Here is a 17,341-nt window from a genome sequence, read left to right on the forward strand (position 1 = left end):
CCGCTCAGTGCGCACCCAGCCGGGCGATCGGCTCGACGAGTTCACGTTCCTCGTAGGACAGGTGGGACAGCAGCGTGTCGCTGAGCAGGTCGACGGCGGCCCGCAACTCGGCCATCCCGTCCGGCGTGGCGACGAAGGCGACCAGCGCCCGGTCGACTCCCTCCAGCACGTCGTGGATGGCGTGGTGCTCCTCCTCGAGCCGGTCGACGACCGGCCTGAGCCGGGGGTCCGCCCGGCGCAGGTGCGGGAAGAGCGACCGGTCCTCGATGGTGTGGTGGGTCGTGACCACCCGGCAGTACGACTCGCAGTAGGTGCCCAGCGTCCACTTGTTCTGCCGCATCGTCATCGTGTTGATGTGCGAGCGCGCGGTACCCACGTCGATCAACCCGGCGGCGACCTGCTCGATCAGGTCGTGGATCTGGGCGAGTTCGGCGCGCAACCCGTCGTGCACGTCGATCAGGTGCTGGGCGCCCGCCTGCTCGTGTGCCGTGTAGGTGCGCTCCGGGTCCGGTGCCGGCCCGGCCGGTCGGGCCGATTCGTCCCACACCCGCACGTCGCTGCGGCGGATGCCCTCGTCGGGCGTCGCCGTCACGGCGAACGGCGTGGCGGCGACGCTGGCTCGCCGGTCCGGCTGTCCCGCGCGGGCCGCCGCGCCGGCGGCCACGCCGGCCCCGGGGCCATCGCCGTTGCCGGCCGCCGGTGGCTCACCGGTCGTGGCGGCCGAGCGGGGAGCGTTCGGCGGCGACCAGCTCCCGGGTGGCCGGTGCCACCTCGGCGGCGAATCGTCGCAGGTCGTCCGGGTTGTCGCTGCCGAGGATGAAGGTGCTGATCCCCTCGGTCAGGGCCAGGTCGGCAAGTTCCTCGGCCCACTGCTCGGCCGGGCCGTCCAGCGGGCCGCGGCCCGTCGCCGCGAACCGTCCGTTGATGTTGAGCAGGCGGCGCACGTCGGACGGGACGCGGCCGGCACCCGCCGCGGCGTCGTCGATGATCGCGTTGCCGCTGGCCAGGTCGCCGGGTTGCAGGTAGGCCAGCGAGGGCAGCCAGCCGTCGGCCCGCCGGCCGGTCAGCGCGAGCATGCGTGGCTTGTAGGCGCCGAGCCAGATGCCCACGTCGTGCGCGGGAGCCGGGCCCCGCTTGGCGCCGACCGCCCGGTGGAACTCACCCTCGACGCGGACGCCGCCCCGGGCGTCGGCGTCCCAGATCTGCCGGATGATCTCGATCGCCTCCTCCAGGGCCCGGACGCCCTGCCCGGCGGAGAGGCGGCGCCCACCCATGGCCTCGATGGCGTCCCAGAACGCGCCGGCGCCGAGGCCGAGCTCCAGCCGCCCGCCGCTGAGCAGGTCGAGGCTGGCCACGCTGCGGGCGAGCACGGCGGGTGGACGCAGCGGCAGGTTGGTGACGTTGGCGGACAGGCGTACCCGCTCGGTCCGCGCGGCGACATAGCTGAGCAGCGTCCAGGTGTCCAGGAAGGCCGGCTGGTACGGGTGGTCCTGGAAGGTGACCAGGTCGAGGCCGACCTGCTCGGAGAGCATGGCCAGGCCGACCGGCCGGGCGGGGTCGGCGTTGCCGGGCGTCAGGAACGACCCGAAGGTCAGCTGGTGTCCGTAGTCGCTCATCTCGGCCTTCCTCAGGATCGTGTGGCGATCAACAGGCGCAATGTTATTGCGTGCAGAACATCATTGCCCAATAAAGTTTGTGATCTGCGATAACCTGGCGGGATGACCGGCGCGCAGGCCAGCGACTCCCGTCCCGACCCGCTCAACGACGACCTCGGGTGGATGCTCGGTGTCGTCTTCCGCGCCTACATCCGGGCCGCCGACCACGCGGTGGGTGACCTGCCGGGCGGGCCCCGGGGCTACCAGGTGCTCACCGCCGCCGACCGGCAGCCCGCCCGCAACCAGGGCGCGATCGCCGAGGAACTGGGCATCGACCGCACCGTCCTGACGTACCTGATCGACGACCTGGAACACGACGGCCTGGTGGTCCGCCGGCCCGACCCGGCGGACCGGCGCAGCCGCCTGGTCACCCTCACCGACGCCGGGCGCGACGCCGCGCGGCGCCGGCGGGAGACGCTGCGGACGGTCGAGTCACGGCTGCTACGGGCGATCCCGCCCGAGGACGCCGCCACGCTGCGAGGGCTGCTGCGACGGGTGGCCGGCGCGGCGCAGGCGCTCGACCCACTCACCGACCTGTGCGAGGCGGTGGCGGAGACGGTGGAACGGCCGCCCACCGGCCGGTCCGCCCGCCGCCGGTCCGCCCGCACCTGACGCCACCCGGGGCGGTGTCGACGTCCCGGGCATGCCGCTGCCCACCGGAGATCGGCGGCGCGGAGCCCGACGTACCGTCCCCGGCTACCGCCACCTCGCCCCCGGAGAGACCGCCTGACCGGCGGAGGCCAGGCCGCCCCGGGCGGGCCGGAGACCGAAGGTGTGCCCGTCAGCCCGGGCCGCGTTGCGGTAGGCGGTCGCCGCTCAGGCGGTCGTCCGCCGCCTGCCGGCCGTCGTCGTCGTCGGCCGCCTCGCAGACCGCCGACGCGTCCACCCAGTGCCGGCGGGCCTCGTCGTCGTCGCCCAGTACGGACGCCGCGTCGCCCAGGTGCAGCAGCGTCCGGCCCAACCCGGCGTCCGGCCGGCGGCCCTCCCGCAGCCGCCGGCTCTCGGCCAGCATCTCGTACGCCTGGCGGGCCTGACCCGGCGTCACACCCAGCAGCGTGGCCGCCGCGTTGAGCAGCGCCGCAGCCCGGTTGGTCGGGTCGCCGACCGACTCGTACTCGCGCAGCGCGGCCCGCCATGCCTGCGCCGCGTCGAGGTGCTCGCCCATCGCGGAGTGGACCAGTACGAGGTCGGTCAGCGCCGCCGCATAGCCGCGCGAGTCCCCGAGCGAGCGGAACGTGTTCGCGGCGCGGACCAGCAGGTCGTGGGCGGCATCGAGCTCGTACCGCGCCAACCGCGCCGCACCCAGTCCCAGGTCGCTGAGCGCCTGCCCGGCCCGGTCGCTGCCCGCGCGGTGCCGGCGGGACAGTTCCAGATGTTCCACCGCCTCATCTGCCCGGCCCAGGTCGAGCAGGGCCAGGCCGAGGTTCATCCGGGCCTGGGCGGTGCCGCGTCGCCCCCGCCCGGCCACCGCCAGGCTCAGGGCGGCCACCGCGCCGTACGGGTCGTGCCGGCGACGGCGCAACACCCCCAGCTCGTTGTGCGCCCAACCGGCGATCTCCGGCCGATCCTGGGCGGTGGGGTTGGCCAGCACGGTCCGGCACACCTCCTCCCACTCGTCCAGCCGCTCGGCGTGGGCGAGCCAGCCGCACAGCGCCACGGCCAGCCGGAACCACCAGTCCCGCACCCGGCGCGGCAGCGTCTCCACCGCGCCGGCCGGCACCTTCACCACCGCCAGCAGCAGCTCCTGATGCAGGTCGAACCAGCCGTACGGATCGTCGTCGGGCAGCCGGCGGTCCCGGTCGAGCAGGCCGGCCAACGCCAGCCCCGCCACGTGCTGCTCGGCCCGGCGGGCCAGGTGCCGGGTCAGCCGGGCCTGGGCGGTGACCCGGCGGTGCACCGGCTCGGCCTCCCGCAGGTGCATCCGGGCGTACGGGGCGAGCAGCGGCCGGACCTCGTACCGGTCGCCCGGTGCACCGGTGACGAACGCGCCGTCGGCGAGTTCGTCCAGCAGCGCCGCGATCCGATGCGGCCGGCGCCGGGCGAGGGCGGCGATGGTCGCCCGGTCCAGTGGCACCGAGCTCAACGACAGCAACCGCCACAACCGCCGCGCCTCGCCGGTCAACGCGTGGTAGGCGGTGTCCCGGCCGGTGACCAGTCCGGTCACCGGCGAGACGCCGACCCGCTGGTGCGGCGGCGTGTCGGCGGCGCGGCGCAGCGCGTGCAGCACGTCGGCGTGCCGCCAGCCGTGCTGCGCCGTGCGCCGCCCAGTTCGGTCACCGCGCGCGGCTGCCGCCCGCACAACTCCACGACGGCGCGCACCGCCGGATCGCCGCGTGGGTCCGGCCGGTGCGGGCGGGCCACCGCCGTGGCGGCGCCGGCATCGGCGAACATCTCCACCGCGTCGTCGGCGTCCGGTTCGGCCAGCCAGTAGGCGACCACCCCGTCGAGTGCGGCGAGCCGGCCGGTGCCGGCCAGCAGCAACCGGCAGGTCCGGGCGGTCGGCGGCAGCAACGGCCGAACCTGGGCGGGGCTGTCGACGTTGTCGAGCACCAGCAGCACCTTGCGACCGTCGAGCTGGCCGCGCAGCTCGTCCGCGGCGTCGGCGAGGTCGTCGGGACGGCCGGAGCGCGGTGGCGTGGTGCCGAGGATGCGGGCCAGCGCCGTGAGGACCTGCCGCGGCGAGCGGGCCCGACCGCTCCGGCGCAGGTCGAGGTAGTACTGGCCGTCGGGGAAGTCCGTCCGGCCGAGGTTCGCCGCCTGGACGGCGCACCAGGACGTGCCCACGGCACGCCGGCCGACCACCGCCACGGCGTGTTCCGGGGCCAGCATGGCCGCCACGGCCTCGGCCTGGCCCCGTCGGCCGGTGAAGCCGGCCGGCCAGGGCAACGTGGGTGCGCTGCTGGTCGCCGGGGCCTCGCCGTCAGCGGCCAGCGACTGCTCCTGTTGGCGGCGTCGCCACTCCACCAGGAAGGAGGCGGCCACCCCGACCACCACCAGGCCCAGGCTCGCCGAGCCGAGGGCGGTGACGGAGAGTTCGGAGAGCAGGTTGCCGGTGACGTTGCCGAGCAGGGCGCTGATCCCGGCGCCGGCCACCCCGCCGAGGGCGAGCAGGACGCTCAGCAGCCGTGGCCGGCGGGAGCCCCGCCGTGGCGGGGTCACCGTACGCCCCCGGCGACCAGGCCGGCGACGACCTGCCGGCGGGCCAGGACGAACACCAGCACGGGCAGGACCGAGGCGAGCACGCAGCCGGCGGCGAGCGTGCCGCTGCCGGCCACGAAGCCGCGGGTCTGCCCGGCGAGGAACAACCCGAGCGGGGCGCCGTCGGGGCCGCTGAACAGCAGCCCCACCACCAGGTCGTTCCACACCTGCACGAACTCCAGCACGGCCACCGCCACCAGGGCGGTGCGGTTGTGCCGGGCCAGCCGGCGCAGCGTGCCCCACCAGTGCCGCCCGCCGAACCGGGCGCCGCGCACCTGTTCGGCGGGCAGGTCGGCGAAGGAGTTGCGCAGCACCAGCACGGCGAACGGCACACCCAGCGCGATGTGCACCAGGGCCACCCCCCGGGCCGTGCCGGAGGAGAGTGCCAGGCCGAGCACCTCGTTGAGCGGACCGGCGATCACCTGCACCGGAACGACCACCGCGGCCATCAGCACCAGCCCGGTGGCCTGGGCGGCCGGCCCGGTCAGCCAGGCCAGCGGGTAGGCGGCGAGCAGCGCGACGCCCAGCACCGCGCCGGTGACGACGGTGGCGAGCACCAGCGTGAAGCCGAGGCTGCGCCACAGCTCCGGCCGGCCGAGCACGGCCTGGTAGGAGTCGAGACTCGGCGGGCTGGACCACCAGCTTCCGGTGGCCGCGCGGACGGGGTTCTGCACCGACGTGGCGGCCAGCACTCCCAGCGGGAGCAGCCAGGCCACGGCCGCGCCGGCGGCGAGCAGCCGGACCATCCGCCGTGGCGGCGGTGCGCTCGCCACGGCGCCGGCCGGCTGCTGCGGCGGCGGCCACGCCTGCCGGACGAACAGCGCCACCACCAGCATTCCGGCGGTCACCGCGACCAGCCAGATCACCCCCAGGGCGGCACCCTCGCCGGTGGTGGTCGCGCCGGAGGTCTGCCAGATCCGCAGCGAGAGCACCGACGCCTCGTCGCGCACCGAGCCGGGCGTCATCACCAGGATCAGATCGAAGGTGCGGCTGGTGCCGACCGCGACGAGGGCGAAGACCACCGCCACGGTACGCAGCAGCAGTGGTCGCCACTGCGCGTCCCAGAGCACGTCACGGCGGCTGCCGCCGAAGGCGCGTACCGCGTCGACGAGACCGGCCGGCACCGCGTCGAGGGCGGCCCGGAACACCAGCATGGCCAGCCCGACCCAGGCCCACACGAACGCCGACATCACGGCCACGGTGACCAGCTCCGGCCCGAGCAGCTGCGGCACCTGTTCCGGTGGACGCCCGGTGATCCGGGCCAGGACCAGGGTGGCCAGCCCGCGTTGCGGGTCCGGGTCGTAGAGCAGCCGGAAGGTCACGCCGGTGACCACCAGGGGCAGCGCGGTCGGCACCACCAGGATGAGCCGGACCAGCCAGCCCTCCTGGGACCGCCGGGAGGCCGCGGCGAGCAGGTAGCCCAGCACCGTGACCACGGTGGGCACCAGCAGCGCCCAGAGCAGCGTGCGCCCGACCGCCGCGCCGGTGCCCGGTGCGGCGAGGGCGGCCCGGTAGTGTTCGCCGCCCACCCAGCGACCGTCGGTGGTGACGCTGGCCTGCGCGGTACGCAGCACGGGCCAGGCGAGCAGCCCGCCCAGCAGCAGCACCGCCGGCGCGAGCAGCGCCCAGCTGGCCCCGGCCGCCGGATAGGCCCGGCCCCGCCGGGGCGGTCCGACGTCGTCGAGCACCGCCAGCTCGCCCAGCAGCGGCGCCCGGCTCACCGCCCGCCTCCGCCGCGCGGGCCGCCTCGGCGAGCTGGCCGGTGGCCCGGCGGACCGCCTCGCGGGCGTGCACCCCGTCGGTCACGTCCATGAAGAAGTCCTGCATGATCCGCCAGATCCCCACCCCGTCGGTGCCGGTGAAGGTGCCGGGCAGCCGGTCGGAGAGGTCGAACTGCACCTTGTCGGCGGCGCGCAACTCGTCGGCCAGCCGCCGACGCAGCGGGTCGCGGTAGCTGCCCACCGGCACCGCGAGGTTGGGGGAGAGGTAGCCGCCGGCGTCGAGCCACGGCAGGAAGGCCGCCGCGTCGCTGAGCCACCGCACCAGTTCCACCCCGCCCGGTGACCCGGCGAACGCGACCGCCGCGTCGCCGCCGACGATCAGCGGCTGGCTGGCCACCCGGGCGCCGGGGAACCGGAACGTGGCCAGCGGTTCGGTGCCGCGACGGAACCGGGCGACGACCGCGTCGACGAAGTCGGCCTCGAACACCATGGTCGCGGCGCGGTGGTGCACCACCTGGATGATCGACTCCTCGAACTGGGTGAGCAGGGCCCGCCGCCCGCCGCCCGGAAAGGCGCCGTCGATGCTCCACAGCTCGGCGAGCCGGTCCAGCGCGTACCCGACGGGCGGGCCCCGCCAGTCGGCCTCGCCACGGGCCAGTGCCTCGTACAGGTCGGGGCCGGCGACGTCGGCGAGGATGTTCTCGAACCAGTCGGTGAGGACCCAGCCGTCGGCGGCACCGATCGCCAGCGGCGCCGGGCCGGCGCCGATCCGGTGCCGCGCGCCGAGCCGGCGGGTCGACGCGACCAACGCGTCCCAGGTCGTCGGTGGCTCGGCCAGCATCGACGGGAAATGCCAGAACAGCGACTTGTGCGCGGCCTTGACCCACACGCCGTAACGGCGCCGGTCGACGGTGAGCAGGTCCGCCATGCCGGCCGGTGCGGTGTAGCTGTCGGCGGGCCGCACCTCGCTGAGCCAGCCGCGGCGGGCGTACTCGACGACCAGGCCGGGGCGGGGCAGGATCGCGACGTCCGGGCTGGTGCCGGCCGACCGCCGGGCGACCAGAAAGGCGTCGATGTCGTTGCCCACCCCGATCACCTGCACGTTCACGGGGTAACCGGCGACGACCTGACGGAACCGGGCCAGCTCGCCATCGGCCCAGACGACCGCCACCTGGACCGACCGACCGCCCCGCGCACAACCGCCGACACCGGCCGCGGTGACCGTCGCCGCGCCGGCCCGCAGCAGGGTGCGGCGGCGCAGTCCCACCCTCGTCACGGGCGCGCCTCCCGTCGGGCCGGCGCGGCCGGTCGTCCACCGGTCACCGGGACCCGGTCGGTCGCGTCGGCCAGCACCTCGTCGTCGGCCGAGCAGAGCAGCACCGCGACGCCGGACGAGTCCGGCGGGGACGACCGGCCGACCAGGTCGTCGAGGCGCACCCCGTCGACCGCGGCGGGCAGGTCGACCACCAGCACCTCGGGCAGACACGCCATCGCCCGGGCGAGGGCGACCCGGAACCGCTGTGCCTCGGAGAGCAGGTGCGGACGCAGCCCCAGCGTCGGGGCGAGTTCGAGCCGGTCGACCAGGGTGGCCGCCCAGTCGTCGGCCACGTCGCGCACCCGCTGGCGCCGGCGCTGGCCGTAGGAGATGTTGCGTCCGACGGTGAGATGGGGCAGCAGGACGCCGCCGGCCGGGACGTACCCGATGCGGCGGCGCAGCGGTGGCAGGTCGGTGACGTCGCGGTCGCCGACCCGGATCCGGCCGGTGACCGGCGCGGCCAGCCCGACCAGCACCCGGGCCACGGCGGTGCCCAGTCGCGGCCCGGCGACCAGGGCCACGGTCGCGCCGACGGGCACCTCGATGTCGAGCGGTGGGATGTCCGGTACGGCGACGAGTTCGTGCGTGCGTAACGTGACCCTCACCTCCGGCGACCGCCGTCGTCACCCCAGGGTGACACAGCCCGGCCACGGCCGGTGTCCCGCCGGCCGTCCACCATGGCCGGCGGCGCCGACCCGCCACCGTCACGGCCATGGCAGCTTCGACTCCGTTCGCCGCCGGCCGGGACGCCGACGTGTACGGCCTCGGCGCGGACCGGGTGCTGCGCCGTTACCGCGACGGCACCGACGTCACGGTGGAGGCCGGGTTCATGACCCACCTACACGCCGCCGGTTTCCCGGTGCCCCAGGTGCACCACGCCGCCGGCGCGGATCTGGTCATGCGCCGGGTGCCCGGCCCGACGATGCTCCAGGCGCTGGTCGCCCGGACGATCGAGATCGGTCCGGCCGCCCGGATCCTCGCCGGCCTGCACCGCCGGCTGCACGCCGTCGCACCGCTGCCCGGCGCCGTCGGCGGCGAGCGGATCCTGCACCTGGACCGATGGCCACCGAGGCCGGTGAGCTGCTGCGCGGCTACCTATCCGCGACCCGTAACCAGGTGACCCCGCTGGTCGAGGAGGCCCTGGCCATCCGCCGCGGCAACCCCACCCAGCCCCCCACCGAACTCGCCCTGCTCGACCCGGCGGCGGCCCTGGTCACCGCGGGGGCGTGGCGGCGATAGGGTGCGGGTCACGACTGACCTCGCGGGCGGGAGATCGGGTGGACCACGTCGACGTGCTCATCGTCGGCGCCGGGCTGTCCGGCATCGGCGCCGCCTGCCACCTGCGACGACGCTGCCCCGACAAGACGTTCGTGTTGCTGGAGGCGCGCGACGCGGCCGGCGGCACCTGGGACCTGTTCCGCTACCCGGGGGTGCGCTCCGACTCCGACATGTTCACCTTCGGCTACTCGTTCGCGCCGTGGACCGCCCCGAAGTCGCTGGCCGACGGCGCGACCATCCGCGACTACCTGCGCCGTACCGCCGACGAACACGACGTCACCCGACACATCCGGTTCCGCCACCGGGTGGTGCGGGCCGAGTGGGACGGCCGGCGGGCCCGCTGGACGGTGCACGTGCACCGCGACGACACCACCGAGAACGTCGTGCTCAGCTGCGCCTTCCTGTACGCCTGCACCGGCTACTACCGCTACGACGCCGGCCACACCCCGGACCTCGCCGGCCGGGAACGGTTCGCCGGCCGGGTCGTGCACCCGCAGCACTGGCCGGCCGAACTGGACCACACCGGCAAGCGGGTGGTGGTGATCGGCAGCGGTGCCACCGCCGTCACCCTGGTGCCCGCGCTGGCCGAGCGGGCCAGTCAGGTGACCATGCTGCAACGCTCACCCACGTACGTGCTGGCGTTGCCCTCCCGCGACGTGCTCGCCGGGGTGCTGCGCGGCCTGCTGCCGCCGCGGCTGGCGTACCCGATCATGCGGTGGAAGAACGTGCTGCTCGCCACCGCCACCTACCAGCTCGCCCGGCGTGCCCCGAGGCTGGTGCGCGGGCTGCTGCGCCGGGCCGTCGCCCGGCGGCTACCGGCCGGCTACGACGTCGACCGCCACTTCACGCCCGGCTACGACCCGTGGGACCAGCGGCTGTGCGTCGTGCCCGACGGGGACCTGTTCGCCGCCCTGTCCGACGGGCGCGCCGAGGTGGTCACCGACACCGTCGACACCTTCACCGAGCACGGCATCCGACTCGCCTCGGGCCGGGAGCTGCCGGCCGACGTGGTGGTCACCGCCACCGGGCTGGAGCTGCTCGCGCTGGGCGGCATGACGCTGCGGGTGGACGGCGTCGACGTCGACCTGCCGCGAACCGTCGCGTACAAGGGGATGATGCTCTCCGGGGTGCCGAACTTCGCCATGACCCTCGGCTACACCAACGCCTCCTGGACGCTCAAGGCCGACCTGGTGGCCGGCTACGTGTGCCGGCTGCTGCGTCACCTGGGCCGCAGCGGAAACCAGGCCGTCACCCCACTGGCGCCGCCGCCGGGCCCGCGTACCCCGCTGATCGGTCTCACCTCCGGGTACGTCCGACGCGGTGTCGGGCAACTGCCCCGCCAGGGGCACCGCAAGCCCTGGCGGCTGCACCAGAACTACGTCCGTGACCTGCTGCTGATGCGGTACGGGCGGGTCACCGACGCGGGGGTACGGTTCGACCGCGCCGGCGTTGCTCCGGCTCCTTCCGAAACGGGGGGCGCTGATCCTGCCGGTCTCGGCCCGGAGATCGCCGATCCGCCGTCGCGGCGGTAGGTTCGCCTCCGGGAGCGATCGTCGAAGCCGTCGGCGGCGGCGCGTCGTGGCCGCGGCACCGCGCGTCGGCGCGGAGTAGGAGGAGAGCGTGAGCCAGCAGGTCAGGGGAGTCATTTCGCGCAGCAAGGGTGCGCCCGTCGAGGTCGCCGAGATCGTGGTGCCCGACCCCGGGCCCGGCGAGGCGGTGGTCCGGGTGCAGTCCTGCGGGGTCTGCCACACCGACCTGCACTACCGCGAGGGCGGCATCAACGACGACTACCCGTTCCTGCTCGGCCACGAGGCCGCCGGGATCGTCGAGCAGACCGGCGAGGGGGTCGACGCCGTCGCGCCGGGCGATTTCGTGGTGCTCAACTGGCGAGCCGTCTGCGGAGTGTGCCGGGCCTGCCGCCGGGGCCGGCCCTGGTACTGCTTCGACACCCACAACGCCGCCCGGAAGATGACCCTGACCGACGGCACCGAACTCTCTCCGGCGCTGGGCATCGGCGCCTTCGCCGAGAAGACCCTCGTCCACGCCGGCCAGTGCACCAAGGTGGACCCGGCCGCCCGGCCGGCCGCCGTCGGCCTGCTCGGCTGCGGGGTGATGGCCGGGCTCGGCGCGGCGATGAACACCGGCGGAGTGACCCGCGGCGACTCGGTGGCGGTGATCGGTTGCGGTGGCGTCGGCGACGCCGCGGTGGCCGGTGCGGCACTCGCCGGGGCGACGACGATCATCGCCGTGGACACCGACTCCCGCAAGCTCGACTGGGCCCGCAAATTCGGTGCCACCCACACGGTGAACGCCTCCGAGGCCGACCCGGTGGCCGAGATCCGGGCCGCCACCGGTGGCTTCGGCGCCGATGTGGTGATCGAGGCGGTCGGTCGCCCCGAGACCTGGAAGCAGGCCTTCTACGCCCGTGACCTGGCCGGCACCGTCGTGCTGGTCGGCGTACCCACCCCCGAGATGCGCGTCGAGCTGCCCCTGCTCGACGTCTTCGGCCGTGGCGGCGCGTTGAGGTCCAGCTGGTACGGCGACTGCCTGCCCAGCCGTGACTTCCCGATGCTCACCGCGCTCTACCTGCAGGGCCGCCTGGATCTCGACGCCTTCGTCACCGAGGAGATCGGCCTGGACGGGGTGGAGGAGGCGTTCGCCCGGATGCACCGCGGCGACGTGCTCCGCTCGGTGGTGGTCTTCTGATGGCCGCCCGCGTCGACCACGCCGTCACCTCCGGCACCTTCTCCCTCGACGGCCAGACCTTCGACGTCGACAACAACGTCTGGGTGGTCGGCGACGACGCCGAGTGCGTCGTGATCGACGCCCCGCACGACGTCGACGCCATCCTCCAGCTGGTGGCCGGCCGCCGGGTCACCGCGATCGTCGCCACCCACGCCCACGACGACCACGTCCGGGTCGCCCCGCAGCTGTCCCGCGCCACCGGCGCCCCGGTGCTGCTACATCCCGCCGACCGGGTGCTGTGGGACATGGTGCATCCCGACGAGCCGCCGGGCGGGCAACTGGATGACGGCGAGACCATCGAGGTGGGCGGCACCACGCTGACCGTGCTGCACACCCCGGGGCACAGCCCCGGCGCGTGCTGCCTGCACGCTCCCGCGCTCGGCGTCGTCTTCACCGGCGACACCCTGTTCGCCGGCGGCCCCGGCGCCACCGGCCGCTCGTACAGCGACTTCGGCACCGTCATCGAATCGATCCGCGACCGGCTGCTGACCCTGCCGCCGCAAACCGTGGTGCACACCGGTCACGGCGACAGCACCACCATCGCCGCGGAGGCGCCGCAGCTGCCGCAGTGGCTGGCCCGGGGCCATTGACCGGACCGGCAACCCGGCGTGCCGGTGAGCCGGGAACGCGGACGCGTCGGCCCGCCCGTGTCGGCGACAATGCCGGCGTGTCCGGGTGCCGCGGGCGAGCCCGCAAACTCGGTCCACAAGGGTCTTCACGCAGCCCGGGGCAGCGTCGCGCCGGTCGAGGACGTACTTGACGCTGCTCTTCGGTGTTGGGTCCGACGCGAGGGCGGCCACCCCGCGCCGGACCCAACCGCCGCCCCCGTCGCCACGCCTTGTCACTCTGGCGGTTTGTGGTAGATGTCTGCCAGGGCGTTCACGGCGCACGAATCTCCAATTCGTGTCGTGCGGGTGCGTACCATGCGAGGCGCGGAGGTGTGATCATGGGCGAGCTCGTGGGTCAGATGCTGCGGCATTGGCGCGGTCGTCTGACACGCGAGGACATCGGGCTACCGTCCCGGCTGCGCCGCCGCCGCAGTGGAGGTCTGACCCAGGAGGACGTGGCCGAGGCGGTGGGGTATGGTCTACGCACCTATGTGGATCTTGAACACGGTGGTCGTGGCCGTCCCAGCGCCGACCTGTTGGAGCTGGTCGCGGATGTGCTGCGCCTGGACGCCGGCGAGCGCCGCGCATTGTGGGTGACGGCGACCGGCACGTCCCGGCCGGCGCAGAGCTACGCGACCGATCCCGACGCTGGCCTGACGCAGCTGTGCGAGCAGATGGCTTGCCCGGCGTACGTGACCGACGCGGCATGGCAGGTCCTCGCGGCGAACCGCGCCGTCGCCCAGTGGTTCGTCGACTTCGGATCCGTACCTGTCGACGACCGCAACGTCGCCAAATGGATCTTCGGTAACGTGCATTCCCAGCACGCGTTCGTCGACTGGCCGCGCTTCGCAGACGAATTCGTGGCCCGCTTCCGCGCCCTGTACGCGCCGATGACCAGGAACCCGGGATTCTTGGCGCTTCTTGAAGATCTGCTCGGCTACCCCGAGTTCGCCGCCAGATGGGCTACGACCTCGGTGATCAGCGTGGACCCACCCACCGCACGCCGCCGTTTCCGGGAGCCCGGTACCGATCTCGATGATCCCGGTGTGCCCCTGGACATGGTGATCCTCGCTGCGGTGGCACCGGAGGACGGCCGGCGCGTCGTCGTGTTTCAGTTTCCGCCCGAGTACACGCCGCCGGCGCCGTCGGCCGATACTGCGCCGGACCGTTGCCCGGCCTGCGCGCGACTGCGGACATGACCGCCGCCCGGCCCGCGGGCGCCTGGCTGGCCGCCGTCCGCCGTAGCGCGGGCCTGACCCAGGCAGCCGCCGCGCGTCGGGCAGGTTTCACCAGTCGGGCCTGGCAGTCCATCGAGGCCGGCCACCGGGCGGCACCCCACACCCTCGCCCGGTTGGCCGAGGTGCTCGCCCTCGACGCTGCTGCGGTGCGGCATCTGGACCGGCTGAACCGGCCGCCGTATGCGGCCCCCGTGCCGCCGGACCCCGTCCATCTCTCGCTGCTGGTCGCGGGCCTGGCCGTCCCCGCGTGGGTGGTCGACCCGGCCTGGACCGTGCTGTCGGCCAGCCCGGTCGCCGCCCCGACCGTGCACAACGTCGCACGATGGGCGATCCAGATTCGCGGCCTGTGGGACGACTGGCCGACCATCGCCGGCCCAGTTGGTGGCACGGACCCGGTCGGTGGCCTCCTGGTACGCCGTCCCTGGGCAGGCCGTGCACGATGTCGTCGCAGCCCTGTGCGCGGCGAGCAGTTCCGCGACCGCCGCATGGTCTGCTGGCCGGGTCGACGACACTCCGCATCACGAGGTCGTCGGCCTAGCTGGCTCCGCAATCACCGTGCAGTGGGCGTGGCTGGGCACGGACCCGTCAGCCCGGCTGGTCATGATTACGGATGTCGACGGACGGCCTCCGGTGCTGTCATCCTGGTTCGGTGACACAACTTCCCGCGACCAGTCTCGTCCTGGTCCAACCCGGCCCTGAATGGGACCATTCTCAGCCGCTGGCAGCACAGCGCAACGCCGCCGGCCACATGGCGTGGATCAAGCGCCAGGTTGAGACCGGGACGGCCGTGGTCGCCGGACCGATCTGGCGGCATGACCAGCGACTGACCGGCAACCTCGTCGGCGTTCTGGTCCTGGCGCTGCCTCCAGGTCCGGCCGCCGATCTGACCGCGACCGATCCGGCTGTCGCCGGCGGCCAACTCACAATGATCACGCACCCTTACCACCAGGTCCACCCTCGGTAGCGCCATTGGTGGCGACACCACGGCGTCGCCAGTGGATGTAGCCGGCTCCTCGCGAGCACAGTCGGCGGCTTCGCCCGCTCACTCCCGGTATCGGCTGGCCGCTACACGCCGCCGGGCTGCTAACCGGTTCGCCGTCATCGCGGACCGAGAGGCGCTGACCGTCATCGACGACCCAAAGATCGCGCCGATCTCTCACGGTTGCTGACCCGCCGCCATCAAACGACAGCAGACCCTCAAGGGTCGACTCGACCTCGGACGACACGGCGGACCACCGGCCCCGACGTTCTCGTACGCGTCCTACGACGCGTCTGAGCGGCGCCGTCCGGTTCGTGCCCGCAGCGGCCCGCCGGTCCGGGTTTCGCGGTGACCCAGGTCGCAGCCACGAGGGCTGGCCGGCATTTCCGGAATGCCCGACACGTCGGTCAGGTTGTCCCCCCGTAGCGCCGGTTCGTAAACGTCGACCGGTCCCCGCTGTCCCCCGAGAGCGGCTCGACCCCGAGCGGCTCGTACCCGATCGAAAGGGCAACCATCGTGAAGTTGGACTTCACTCGATGGCTCCCCGCCATCGCGACGATCCCGAACCGGAAGACCACGCTGAGCGTGGTGGGCGTGACCGCCCTGGCCGGACTGGCCTTCGGCCCCACGGCTGTCGCCGCACCGATCACCGCCGGCCCGCACTCCGGGGCCGTGGCGGCGATCGACCTGGCCACCGGCCGGAACACGACCGGCACCACGGTGGAATCCGGGCTGACCACCGGCGGTCACACGGACAAGCCGGACGCCGGCAAGCCCACCCGCGACCAGCTGATCCCGCACGGCGTGCAGGGCGCGCAGTCGCGCATCCCGCTCGACGACGCCCAGCGCGACAACGCCAAGACCATCATCGAGGTGGCCAAGAAGACCGGCGTGGGTGAGCGGGGCGCGGTGATCGGCATCGCCACTGCGTTGCAGGAATCGAAGCTGTACAACCTCGGCCACCTGGGCACGTACAACGACCACGACTCGCAGGGCCTGTTCCAGCAGCGGCCGTCCAGCGGGTGGGGCACCGAGGAGCAGATCACCGATCCCGAGTACTCCTCGCGGGCGTTCTTCCAGGCACTCCGGAACGTCGGCGGCTGGCAGGACCTGCCGCTGACCGCCGCCGCGCAGACGGTGCAGGTCTCCGCCTACCCGTTCCACTACGCGCAGTGGGAGGAGCAGGCGGCGGACATCGTCTCCCAGCTCTGGTGACATCGATGGTGAACCCGGCCGGCCCCGATGCGGGCCGGCCGGTTCGCGTCCTCCGGGCCGGCTCGCCGGCGTCTCCGGCGCGCCCGAGCGCGCCACCGGCCGGCGCGACGGCTCAGGCCAGCGGCGTACCCACCCCGCGTAGCTTCGCCGAGCCGCCGCCGACCGACCAGCCGGCCGTGCCGGAAGGTGCCGGCGGCGGCCAGTGCCGCCGCGCTGGCGGCGAGGGTGGAGCCGGCCAGTGCCGCCGTGCCGGCGGAGGCGCCGGCCACGCGCAGGAGCGTACGACGGTCGAGGGTGTTCGTCGTGGTTGCCGTTACCGGCAGCCCGAGGCCCCGCGTTCGCACCGGACGAGGTGTGGTGCCGATCGTCCGGGTTCGTCGGGGCGGGCGGCGTCCCGGGATCGGAATGGTCGGGGGGTGGGTGGTGTTGTGGTGGGGTGGCGGGCCGTGGTGGCCGTCCCTGCCTGCGTCTTCGCCTTCGGGTGGGGGCCGGGTGGGGGAATGGTGTGGGCGGGTCGGTGGTTGTATCAGGTTCCGGCGTTGCGGTAGCAGCCGTTGGCCCCGCCCTGCCGGTCAGCGAGTTCCCCTTCTTGTGAATCTTCTTTCCCCCCTTTTGTTTGGGCGCCTGTCGGTGCTTGCGTGCGCGTGCCTTCTCCCCCTTGGGGTGCGTGTGCGTCGACCCCCGAATGGAGCTTGGTGATGAACACGATCATTCGTAGGAGTGTGCTGGGTGTGGCGGGTGTGGCGTTCGCCGGTGGTGTGTTCGCCGGTCCGGTGGCCGGTCACGCCGATGTCACGGCGGTTCGGGCCGCGCCGGTCGCGGTGGTGCAGGCGGACAAGCCCGACGTGGGTAAGCTGTTGCCGCACGGCATTCCGGGCGGCCAGTCGCGGATCGAGTTGAACGACGAGCAGACGGCGAACGCGAAGGCGATCGTCGCGGCGACGAAGAAGGCCGGGATGGACGAGCGGGCGGCCGTGGTGGCCATCGGTACCGCGTTGCAGGAGTCGAAGTTGGAGAACCTGGGTCATCTGGGTGACCGCAACGATCACGACTCGCAGGGCCTGTTCCAGCAGCGTCCGTCGAGCGGGTGGGGCACGGTGGACCAGATCACCGACCCCGAGTACGCGACCCTGGCGTTCCTGAAGGGCCTGAAGCAGGTCGACGGCTGGCAGGACATGCCGCTGACCGAGGCCGCGCAGACGGTGCAGGTGTCGGCCTACCCGGACCACTACGCCCAGTGGGAACAGCAGGCCGCCGACCTGGTCGCCGCACACTGGACCAGCTGACCACCACCCGAACCAGCCGACAACCGTCAGCTGACAACCGAAGACATTCCTCCACCGGGGGAGCAGGAACCGCCGGCCGGCACCTGGAGGTGCCGGCCGGCGG

General features: G+C 73.8%; 18 protein-coding genes and 1 pseudogene. 11 read left to right on the plus strand and 8 right to left on the minus strand.

The window, feature by feature from the left end:
- Positions 1 to 4 precede the first annotated feature (4 nt).
- A complete protein-coding gene (locus KIF24_RS13745; protein WP_221084372.1) occupies positions 5 to 664 on the minus strand; it encodes a hemerythrin domain-containing protein in 660 nt (219 codons plus the stop codon).
- 40 nt (positions 665 to 704) lie between these two features.
- Positions 705 to 1,616, minus strand: a complete 912-nt coding sequence (locus KIF24_RS13750) for an LLM class flavin-dependent oxidoreductase (protein WP_221084373.1) — start codon at positions 1,614 to 1,616, stop codon at positions 705 to 707.
- A gap of 102 nt (positions 1,617 to 1,718) precedes the next feature.
- On the opposite strand from KIF24_RS13750, the gene KIF24_RS13755 reads away from it, so the two are divergent.
- A complete protein-coding gene (locus KIF24_RS13755) occupies positions 1,719 to 2,267 on the plus strand; it encodes a MarR family winged helix-turn-helix transcriptional regulator (RefSeq protein ID WP_221084374.1) in 549 nt (182 codons plus the stop codon).
- 169 nt (positions 2,268 to 2,436) lie between these two features.
- Here KIF24_RS13755 and KIF24_RS33940 read toward each other — a convergent pair whose 3' ends face one another.
- The 5 genes and pseudogenes from KIF24_RS33940 to KIF24_RS13780 all read right to left on the minus strand — a co-directional run bounded on the left by KIF24_RS33940 (position 2,437) and on the right by KIF24_RS13780 (position 8,494).
- A complete protein-coding gene (locus KIF24_RS33940) occupies positions 2,437 to 3,882 on the minus strand; it encodes a tetratricopeptide repeat protein (protein ID WP_221084375.1) in 1,446 nt (481 codons plus the stop codon).
- Positions 3,816 to 4,814 carry a hypothetical protein gene (locus KIF24_RS13765; protein WP_221084376.1) on the minus strand — a complete coding sequence of 333 codons (999 nt, stop codon included), beginning with the start codon at positions 4,812 to 4,814 and terminating at the stop codon, positions 3,816 to 3,818. The genes KIF24_RS33940 and KIF24_RS13765 overlap by 67 nt, the downstream gene beginning before the upstream one ends.
- Positions 4,811 to 6,574: an ABC transporter permease gene (locus tag KIF24_RS13770; protein ID WP_331461120.1), complete on the minus strand. Its 1,764-nt coding sequence runs from the start codon at positions 6,572 to 6,574 to the stop codon at positions 4,811 to 4,813. The genes KIF24_RS13765 and KIF24_RS13770 overlap by 4 nt, the downstream gene beginning before the upstream one ends.
- A gap of 661 nt (positions 6,575 to 7,235) precedes the next feature.
- Positions 7,236 to 7,850 (minus strand): annotated as a pseudogene (locus KIF24_RS32810) (extracellular solute-binding protein); the annotation flags it as partial.
- Complete coding sequence (locus KIF24_RS13780; RefSeq protein ID WP_221084378.1) at positions 7,847 to 8,494, minus strand: ATP-binding cassette domain-containing protein; 648 nt, start codon at positions 8,492 to 8,494, stop codon at positions 7,847 to 7,849. The pseudogene KIF24_RS32810 and the gene KIF24_RS13780, both read right to left, overlap by 4 nt.
- Before the next feature lie 107 nt (positions 8,495 to 8,601).
- Between KIF24_RS13780 and KIF24_RS13785 the strand changes: the two genes are divergently transcribed.
- The 9 genes from KIF24_RS13785 to KIF24_RS13820 all read left to right on the plus strand — a co-directional run bounded on the left by KIF24_RS13785 (position 8,602) and on the right by KIF24_RS13820 (position 15,952).
- On the plus strand, positions 8,602 to 9,009 hold the full coding sequence (locus KIF24_RS13785) for a phosphotransferase family protein (RefSeq protein ID WP_221084379.1): 408 nt from the start codon (positions 8,602 to 8,604) through the stop codon (positions 9,007 to 9,009).
- On the plus strand, positions 9,006 to 9,128 hold the full coding sequence (locus KIF24_RS33945) for a hypothetical protein (RefSeq protein ID WP_269440614.1): 123 nt from the start codon (positions 9,006 to 9,008) through the stop codon (positions 9,126 to 9,128). The genes KIF24_RS13785 and KIF24_RS33945 overlap by 4 nt, the downstream gene beginning before the upstream one ends.
- Before the next feature lie 38 nt (positions 9,129 to 9,166).
- Positions 9,167 to 10,699 carry a flavin-containing monooxygenase gene (locus tag KIF24_RS13790; protein WP_221084380.1) on the plus strand — a complete coding sequence of 511 codons (1,533 nt, stop codon included), beginning with the start codon at positions 9,167 to 9,169 and terminating at the stop codon, positions 10,697 to 10,699.
- A gap of 88 nt (positions 10,700 to 10,787) precedes the next feature.
- Entirely contained in the window at positions 10,788 to 11,873 is a 1,086-nt protein-coding gene (locus tag KIF24_RS13795; RefSeq protein WP_221084381.1) for an S-(hydroxymethyl)mycothiol dehydrogenase, read from the plus strand.
- Complete coding sequence (locus tag KIF24_RS13800; protein WP_221084382.1) at positions 11,873 to 12,502, plus strand: MBL fold metallo-hydrolase; 630 nt, start codon at positions 11,873 to 11,875, stop codon at positions 12,500 to 12,502. The genes KIF24_RS13795 and KIF24_RS13800 overlap by 1 nt, the downstream gene beginning before the upstream one ends.
- Before the next feature lie 356 nt (positions 12,503 to 12,858).
- Complete coding sequence (locus KIF24_RS13805; protein ID WP_221084383.1) at positions 12,859 to 13,719, plus strand: helix-turn-helix domain-containing protein; 861 nt, start codon at positions 12,859 to 12,861, stop codon at positions 13,717 to 13,719.
- Positions 13,716 to 14,411 carry a helix-turn-helix domain-containing protein gene (locus KIF24_RS35070; RefSeq protein ID WP_221084384.1) on the plus strand — a complete coding sequence of 232 codons (696 nt, stop codon included), beginning with the start codon at positions 13,716 to 13,718 and terminating at the stop codon, positions 14,409 to 14,411. Before KIF24_RS13805 ends, KIF24_RS35070 begins: the two co-directional genes overlap by 4 nt.
- Positions 14,408 to 14,722, plus strand: coding sequence for a YciI family protein (locus tag KIF24_RS13815; protein WP_221084385.1), 315 nt, complete (start codon positions 14,408 to 14,410; stop codon positions 14,720 to 14,722). Before KIF24_RS35070 ends, KIF24_RS13815 begins: the two co-directional genes overlap by 4 nt.
- 531 nt (positions 14,723 to 15,253) lie before the next feature.
- Entirely contained in the window at positions 15,254 to 15,952 is a 699-nt protein-coding gene (locus KIF24_RS13820; RefSeq protein ID WP_221084386.1) for a hypothetical protein, read from the plus strand.
- Positions 15,953 to 16,478: 526 nt separating this feature from the next.
- On the opposite strand, the gene KIF24_RS13825 is transcribed toward KIF24_RS13820, so the two are convergent.
- Entirely contained in the window at positions 16,479 to 16,664 is a 186-nt protein-coding gene (locus KIF24_RS13825; RefSeq protein WP_221084387.1) for a hypothetical protein, read from the minus strand.
- Here KIF24_RS13825 and KIF24_RS13830 point away from each other — a divergent pair.
- On the plus strand, positions 16,651 to 17,238 hold the full coding sequence (locus KIF24_RS13830; protein WP_221084388.1) for a hypothetical protein: 588 nt from the start codon (positions 16,651 to 16,653) through the stop codon (positions 17,236 to 17,238). The two genes, KIF24_RS13825 and KIF24_RS13830, sit on opposite strands and share 14 nt — an antisense overlap.
- The last annotated feature ends 103 nt before the right edge of the window (positions 17,239 to 17,341 follow it).

The organism is Micromonospora tarapacensis (assembly GCF_019697375.1).
GTDB classification, from domain to species: domain Bacteria; phylum Actinomycetota; class Actinomycetes; order Mycobacteriales; family Micromonosporaceae; genus Micromonospora; species Micromonospora tarapacensis.

Excerpts from the sequence above, each read along its gene's own strand:
- KIF24_RS13750 (WP_221084373.1), bottom strand. The coding sequence starts at position 1,616 with ATGAGCGACTACGGACACCAGCTGACCTTCGGGTCGTTCCTGACGCCC.
- KIF24_RS13755 (WP_221084374.1), top strand. The coding sequence starts at position 1,719 with ATGACCGGCGCGCAGGCCAGCGACTCCCGTCCCGACCCGCTCAACGAC.
- KIF24_RS13785 (WP_221084379.1), top strand. The coding sequence starts at position 8,602 with ATGGCAGCTTCGACTCCGTTCGCCGCCGGCCGGGACGCCGACGTGTAC.
- KIF24_RS13800 (WP_221084382.1), top strand. The coding sequence starts at position 11,873 with ATGGCCGCCCGCGTCGACCACGCCGTCACCTCCGGCACCTTCTCCCTC.
- KIF24_RS13805 (WP_221084383.1), top strand. The coding sequence starts at position 12,859 with ATGGGCGAGCTCGTGGGTCAGATGCTGCGGCATTGGCGCGGTCGTCTG.
- KIF24_RS35070 (WP_221084384.1), top strand. The coding sequence starts at position 13,716 with ATGACCGCCGCCCGGCCCGCGGGCGCCTGGCTGGCCGCCGTCCGCCGT.
- KIF24_RS13830 (WP_221084388.1), top strand. The coding sequence starts at position 16,651 with ATGAACACGATCATTCGTAGGAGTGTGCTGGGTGTGGCGGGTGTGGCG.
- KIF24_RS13825 (WP_221084387.1), bottom strand. The coding sequence starts at position 16,664 with ATGATCGTGTTCATCACCAAGCTCCATTCGGGGGTCGACGCACACGCA.